The organism is Bacillus sp. FJAT-47783, assembly GCF_022808615.1.
In the GTDB taxonomy this organism is placed as follows: Bacteria; Bacillota; Bacilli; order Bacillales; family Aeribacillaceae; genus Bacillus_BZ.
Map to the genome: position 1 here is coordinate 71,968 of NZ_JAKZKS010000017.1, position 6,449 is coordinate 78,416.

The following is a 6,449-nucleotide window of genomic DNA, read 5'->3' on the forward strand; positions in this document are numbered from 1 at the left end:
ATGTCTACTTTTTTAAAATTCGGAGCGTAAATACCATTTTCGGACACTTTTTAATAAAAGCATTATGAGCTTGCGGTTGGAACTTCTTTCTGTTTTGAGTATCTTCCAAAATAAATGACTGCTGCGATGATGATGAAAGAGAGAATCCATTTCATCCATTCATTTTGTTCGAAATATAGTTTTAGGAAGGGTTCATCCATGATCATTTTTGATGCTGTGTAGGCGATGACACCTGCCCCAATTGTAATGATGATCGGATAACGCTCAATCCATTTTAATATTAATGTACTCCCCCATATGACAATCGGAATGGACACAAGCAAGCCAATCACAACTAAAGCAAAGCTTCCGTGTGCGGCACCAGCAACAGCTAAGACGTTATCTAAGCCCATTAAAGCATCCGCAACCACGATCGTTTTAATCGCACTCCAAAAACTTGGGCCGGATTTTATATTATGCGTATCTTCTCCCTGCATTAGCTTAAAGGCAATCCAAATGAGAAGAATCCCCCCAATGAATAAAAGTCCCGGTATTTGTAATAACCATACGACCGCAAGTGTTGCAATCGTCCGAATGATAATAGCTCCAGCGGTCCCCCAGACAACGGCTTTTTTTTGCTGATCTTTCGGTAAATTTCTTGCCGCAAGCCCGATGACAATGGCATTATCCCCTGCCAGCACTAAATCGATAATAATAATCGACATTAGGGAAGACAAAAAGTCTGGTGTCCAAAATGTCAAACGAATCACTCCTAGCGTCAACCAAACATTCCGTTCTTTACAAGTATGCTTTCAAATGGATTGTTCCATGCTGAAAAAATCCTTCCAATATAGAGTGAAGAAGAAAAAATGAAAAAAAGGAACCTTATAAGTAAGGCTCCTTTTTTGAAGGGAGTTAGCAAAAGGCGTCTATGTATGACGATTTCATTTTTGTTCTGGCGGGGTAAATGTCCGTGCAGCAAATTCACGATCGAGTAAAAACATTCCATTTGGATCATTATTCACTCGTTTTAATTTGACAATAATATTATCAAACATTGCTTCTTCTTCGATTTGTTCATCGATATACCATTTTAAAAAGTGGATCGTTCCGTGATCACGCTCATCTAAAGCTAAGTCTGATAGTGCATAAATACGCTTTGTTACAGCTTTTTCATGATCAAAAGCGGCTTCGAAGCAATCGACAATAGATTCAAACTCATTTTCAGGTGAGTCATGCCCGGTAATAAAGGCTCTTTCGCCAATATCATTTAAATAATTAAAAATTTTCATTCCGTGAAATCTCTCTTCTTCTGCTTGTACTAAAAAGAAATTTGCAAATCCATCCCAGTTCTCAGCTTGGCAGTACGCGGCCATGGCTAAATAAACGTTAGCTGATTCAAATTCAAAGTTCATTTGTTTCACTAGACCTTCTACAAGGTTTTGACTTGGCATAATATATTCTCCTCTCTATTCGAACAACATTTTTATTATACAATGTTCATTTCTAAGAATACTACAGATTTCTTGACAAAACAGGGAATAAGTAGCACCCATTAGAATTTGATATTTAACATGCGCATCGCATCTTCCTTTTGCTTATTGGACACATGTGTGTAAATTTGGGTCGTACTAATGTTTTCATGTCCTAACAATTCCTGAACAGTCCGTAAATCAATGCCCTTTTTCACTAAATACGTACCAAACGAATGACGCAATTTATGACTTGATAAAGGTTTTGATTTTAAATATTCGTACCCTTTTACGTTTTGTAACTGTTGGATTGTTTTTCTTGTAATGTGTTGAATCGATCGATTGGATATTCGTTTTCCGCTTCTCGATAAAATAAGCGCATCCTCATGACCATCTTGTGGTTTTGGTCGATAATTCGCCTCATAAATAAGAAGTTGTTCAAAAAGAGGTTCTGGTAGAGGTAAATAGCGTGTTTTATTTCCTTTTCCCCTCACGACGATCCCTTTTTGACTACGATCAATGTCACCGATGTTTAAGTGATGCACTTCCATTACACGTAACCCAGCATAGGACATCAACAATAAAATAATTTTATTCCGAACGAAATGACTATTTCGGTCAATTACTTGAAAAAGAGCTTGCAATTCTTCTTCATTTAAATATGTAGGAATGACTTCTTTTTTCGTTTTGGCTGGTTCGATATCCATGGCAGGGTTATTCGATAACATATCATATTTCATCATTGCTTTAAAAAAGAGCCGTAGTGCCATTAATCGCCGATTTCGGCTCGTGGCCCCATTGTCATGCTCATTCCGCAGCTTACGTAAAAACAAATGAAGATCGTGCTTTCGAATTTTCGATAAATCGAACCCATCCCCTTTATGCATTGATAAAAAGTTGAAAAATAACGTCACATCATGTATGTAATGTCGACGTGTATTCTTGGAATAGCCTAAATCCTCCATATACATTTCGAATAAGTCGATTACTTCTTCTTGATCGGTTCCATTTGCCATTGAATGCTCCACTCCTTCCCCATCATATGCTATTTCTATTATACACTTATCCCCATTTTATTGCGTATAATATATCTTACACGCAATTGAGTCGTTTTTAAAGGGGAAATTTGGTAACTTTTTGGTTTTAAAAGAGAATCGTAACGTTTGTTCTTGATATTTATGTTTGCTAGTATTATCATTCAATGTGTTATGCATTTCTCGTCGAAAACTTTTTTTGTAATCATTTATTAATCTTCCGTTCATATTCATGATGTATGCTTTTAAAAAGAAGCTCGATTTTAGATGACATTTAATGAAAATAATAATTGGAGGAGATTGTTATGAATCAAAATAGTCAACGATTATTGCGGTTTGCTGGTGTCTTTGGTTTGATAGGAGCAGTACTTGGTGCACACATTGCTGGTTCAGGTTCATATGCATTTCGCCCTGTTCACGCACATATTTTAGTCGTTGGTTGGTTAAGCCTTTTTGCATGGGCAGTATTCTATAAGGTTTTCCAAACATCCCAAACTATTTTGACGACGATTCACGTATGGACGGCGATTATAGGTTCTATCGGTTTAACGGTGGGCATGTGGTTACATATGGTTAAACCATTTAACTTACCAGAAGGTTTAACGCTGATAGTTTATATCGGTGGTGGAGTTGCATTACTTGTAAGTTTTATCGTGTTTTTCTTATTAACGATTTTTTACAAAGAAGAGAAAAACTAATATATTAAGGTTTCCATTTATTTGTTATAGGAAAGAGCATATATAAAATCACCTTGATCCCTCTTGTGTTGACATTCCTGTCTATTCAAGAGGGATTCTTTTAAAGCTATAAAATTTCCTCAAATCGCCTCTTCCCCTCTATTTGTAATTCTTTGTTCATCTTCCGTTCAAATTCATTCCCTATAATAATATTCACTAATAGTAAAAGGGGTTGAGTTAATTGCTAAAACCTATTCAAAATATAGTTAGGTTTTCAAGTAGTTCGAAGGGAGCGAAGATATTCCTTTTCATATGGATTGTAGCCGTCGTGCTATTAAGTGTATTAGCACCTTCTTCGAAAGAGTATTCAGGTACGAGTCAAGAAAGAAGCGTAAATCATAACACTCCTTCGGAAATGGCGGATCAATTATTAAAAGAACAGTTCCCAACTGATGAGGGATTGACCGCTTTGCTCGTCTTTCATCGTGAGAACGGGATATTAGATTCAGATAAGGAAAAGATAACGGAGTTTAGTGAGTGGTTAGCATCCGGGAAGAAGCCGGAAAATATTGCGAGTGCCTTGCCATATCATATGTTTCCTCCTTCCGTACAGAACAAAATGTTCTCTGATGATGGAAGTACGCTAATTTTTAATGTCTCATTAGCTGATGACTTAGAGCCCGATGAAGCTCATGAAACATTGGAGAAACTTAGAGATAAAGTGGAAGCCATTGGGCTAAATGATTTACAATTTGACATCACAGGTCCAGCTGGAATTTCTGCTGATTCAATATCCATTTTTAAGAACGCTGATGTAGTATTAATGCTATCGACAGTCGTATTAATTTTCGTTATATTAATCATCATCTACCGTTCACCAATTCTTGCTATTACACCGTTGATTATTGCCGGAATTGTATATGGCATTGTCGATCGAATTTTAGGGTTGGCGGGTCAAAATGAATGGTTTGCGGTTGATAGTTCAGCTGTTTCTATCATGCTTGTCCTATTGTTTGCCGTATTGACAGATTATAGTTTATTTGTTTTTTCAAGATACCGGGAAGAGTTGCAAAAAAATGAGTCCAAATATAGATCGATGGCCGAGGCGATGCATTACGTTTCGGAACCTATTTTGTTTAGTGGTGGAACGGTATTGCTAGCAATGTTGACGTTATTTTTCACGGTTTTTGAGCCATATAATCACTTCGCACCTGTATTCTCTGTCGCAGTTGTAGTGATTCTAGTAGCTGGATTAACCCTTATTCCAAGCATTTTTGCATTAATGGGACGAAAAGCATTTTGGCCTTTTGTTCCAAAGGTTGAGAAAGATAAAAAGGATAAAGACCATTTCTGGAAAAAGGCGAGCAAGCTTGTAACGAATAAACCGGGACTTCTAGCAGGAGCGTTGTCAATTATATTTTTGATTGGGGCCTTTCATTTTGGTTCAATAAATTTTTCCTTTAATTTATTAAAATCATTTCCGGAGGATATTTCTTCACGCAACGGTTTTGAGCTATTAGAAGAACATTATCCAGCTGGGGAATTGGCTCCAGTAACGATTCTTTTACATGCAAATAAAGATATGGATATGGATCAAGAGTTTTTGCAAAAGGTGAACAAACTAAAAAATGATTTAGAAGGACAAAACGGTGTAAGTTCAGTATCCCCCGAGTTGACAGATGAGATGATTGCTGGGAATGCCGACTTGCCACGCAATTTTTTAGCAGAATCCAAACAGACCGTCCAGCTTCGGTTAGTATTGGACAGCAATCCTTATGATCAAAAAGCCTTGGATACGATTCAGCAACTACGGGACGCAGAACGAACATTACTCTCTGACAGTGGATTTTCAGTTAATGAATATGAACTTCACTATGCTGGACAGACAGCACAGCAGCTTGATGTAAAAGATATGAACAAGCGTGATATGATGATTCTGTTTTCACTTGTGACGGTATTGCTCACTGTTATGCTAGGAGTTCAAACGAAGTCTATTCTTCTACCGATTTTAATGATGTCAACCATTCTCTTATCTTATTTTGCAACATTAGGCTTCAGTTGGTGGATTTTTGAGCATCTCATGGGGTACGATGCGATTAGTTATCGTTTACCTGTGTATACATTCGTTTTCATGGTAGCGCTGGGCGTTGACTACAATATCATGCTCGTTTCGCGAATTAAAGAAAATGCAGCACACCTTCCGTGGAAAGAAGCCGTGGGCCAAGGTGTCTCATTAACCGGTGGCGTTATTTCATCAGCAGGGTTAATTCTCGCTGCCACATTTGCTGTTTTAATGACACAGCCTCTGCAAGAATTGTTTTTATTCGGCTTCACAATGGCATTAGGAATCCTCCTTGATACGTTCATTATTAGAGGACTATTCCTGCCATCGATATTAATTTTAACTCATAGAAAAAATTCTAATAAAGTTCATCCATTAACTTCATTTGATTCTAACTAATAAAAAGATTTACATTTAATTAAAAGAAGGGATGCTTCCGTTAATTGGAACATCCCTTTCCTTGTTTTTCAGCCAAAAGATAAATAAGAAGTATATATTTGAAATAGTCACTACTAACTTCTAAAAAGAACTATTTTAAAACACATCGTTCCCGATTTTCACCTTTTCCTCCCAGTCACGAATAATCATTAATTGGCCTTCATCTCTTTTAATAGTCATTTCACCTTTTTTTGATATTTTTTCCGAACCTCCATTTGTTGGATCCTTTAATTCGATACTTAGATTGTATTTATAATCTATGGAATCCTTATTTTCCTCCACTTTTTCTAGCGTAATGTCTTGTACTTGGATGATTTTATTCAGCTTTTTCGCCATAAATGGAGGGATATCAAAAATTCGATTGGAATTTAGTTGATCAAAAGCTTCCTTAGATAAATAGGGTTTGCTTTTGTCGGCAATTTCTTGACTATTAGGAATGTTTGTTAAATCATCAATATTGTATTGAGTTTCTTTGTATTCCAAGAAAAATTTTTTGACTTCTGCCTCACTTATTTCTGGTTTATTGCAGCCCACTAACAACAGAAATAATGAAAAAAATAAACCTAAAACAATTAATCGTTTCATCTTTCTATCCCCTTTCAAATGTATTACATAAGGAATAAAAGTCATCTTTTTTTAATTTAGGATTCAGTTACTTTCTATTTTACTGGCTCATCACCAAAAGTCGGGGGTGACAAATTAGCACCCTGTTTCTAGGCGGATACGCAAGAATAAATGTTTATCATTTCGATAGCCATATCCTCTCCGTTTGATGAGTTTTATTTTA

Annotated in this window: 6 protein-coding genes; 2 read left to right on the top strand and 4 right to left on the bottom strand. The window is 36.5% G+C overall.

The features are described 5' to 3' along the window. Positions 1-62 precede the first annotated feature (62 nt). The 3 genes from MLD65_RS12550 to MLD65_RS12560 form a co-directional block, all read right to left on the bottom strand. Positions 63-740, bottom strand: coding sequence for a TerC family protein (locus tag MLD65_RS12550; protein WP_243292208.1), 678 nt, complete (start codon positions 738-740; stop codon positions 63-65). Positions 741-923: 183 nt separating this feature from the next. After that, positions 924-1,433: a ferritin gene (locus tag MLD65_RS12555; RefSeq protein WP_243292209.1), complete on the bottom strand. Its 510-nt coding sequence runs from the start codon at positions 1,431-1,433 to the stop codon at positions 924-926. A 101-nt stretch (positions 1,434-1,534) separates the two neighbouring features. Next, complete coding sequence (locus tag MLD65_RS12560) at positions 1,535-2,467, bottom strand: tyrosine-type recombinase/integrase (RefSeq protein WP_243292210.1); 933 nt, start codon at positions 2,465-2,467, stop codon at positions 1,535-1,537. Positions 2,468-2,790: 323 nt separating this feature from the next. Between MLD65_RS12560 and MLD65_RS12565 the strand changes: the two genes are divergently transcribed. Continuing rightward, a complete protein-coding gene (locus tag MLD65_RS12565; RefSeq protein WP_243292211.1) occupies positions 2,791-3,183 on the top strand; it encodes a hypothetical protein in 393 nt (130 codons plus the stop codon). A gap of 220 nt (positions 3,184-3,403) precedes the next feature. Then, positions 3,404-5,623: an MMPL family transporter gene (locus MLD65_RS12570; protein WP_243292212.1), complete on the top strand. Its 2,220-nt coding sequence runs from the start codon at positions 3,404-3,406 to the stop codon at positions 5,621-5,623. Between the two features lie 135 nt (positions 5,624-5,758). Here MLD65_RS12570 and MLD65_RS12575 read toward each other — a convergent pair whose 3' ends face one another. Then, complete coding sequence (locus MLD65_RS12575; RefSeq protein WP_243292213.1) at positions 5,759-6,247, bottom strand: hypothetical protein; 489 nt, start codon at positions 6,245-6,247, stop codon at positions 5,759-5,761. Positions 6,248-6,449: the final 202 nt, after the last annotated feature.